General features: G+C 57.3%; 1 protein-coding gene. It reads left to right on the top strand.

Annotated features, from left to right (window positions below):
• A partial coding sequence (locus CWO91_RS43565; protein ID WP_165406088.1) for a YncE family protein occupies positions 1-894 on the top strand: 894 nt, incomplete at its 5' end.
• Between the last annotated feature and the right edge of the window lie 11 nt (positions 895-905).

Raw genomic sequence — 905 nt, 5'->3', positions numbered from 1 at the left:
GCGCTGGTCGCTAACTCAGTGACGCAGATAAAGGATGGCGAGAACTGGAAGCCGGTGCCGGACGACAAAGTCTACATCTTCGACTTGAAGGCGAGCCCGCCTAAGCAGATCGGCACCGTCAACGTCGGCAAGCAGCCATCGGGGCTTGATATCAGCAAGAAAGGTGACCTGGCACTCGTCACGAATCGCGCCGACAATTCGGTCAGCGTCCTCAGCATCTCCGGCAAGGAGGTGAAGGTCACAGACACGATTGCGATGGGCGATAGCGTCGCGCATGTCGCAATCTCGGCGGACGGCACCAAGGGACTGGCTGTTAAGCCGGTCGTCAACAAGGTCGCGTTCTTGAAGATCGACGGTCAAAAGGTCCTCTACGAGAAGTACGATATGCCGACCGGTGTTTTCCCGTATAACGTCGACATCGTACCGAATGGCAAGATCGCGCCCGTCGCCAACAACGGGGGAGGCGGGTACGCCGATGGCAATGTCGATACGGTGAGTGTCATCGACCTTGAGCAAAATCCGCCGCGCGTCATCGACCACATCGTCGTGGGTGATGCGCCGGAAGGTTTTGCCATTAGCCCAAAGGGCGACTTAGCGCTTGCGATTCTCGTCGGCGGCAACTCCGATAAGAAAGCGTTCTTCTCACGCAAAGGAGGCGCGGCCGTGGTGCTGAAGATTGATGACAAGAAGGTGACGAAAGTAAGCGACGAGATCGAGGTCGGCGGGCTTGCCGAGGGTGTCGCCTTTTCGCCGGACGGCAACTACGCCTATATCGGAAACTTCCTCGATAGCAACATGTCGATCATGAGGATAAACGGGACGCAGGTCACCGACACTGGCAAGAAACTGAAATTGCCAGGTCATCCGGCTTCGCTCCGCGGCGCTCCGAAGTAATGGGATACTTG

The organism is Bradyrhizobium genosp. SA-3, from assembly GCF_004212635.1.
GTDB lineage: Bacteria > Pseudomonadota > Alphaproteobacteria > Rhizobiales > Xanthobacteraceae > Bradyrhizobium.
Note: the sequence above shows the minus strand (reverse complement) of the source record. Positions and strands in the feature narration are given on the sequence as shown.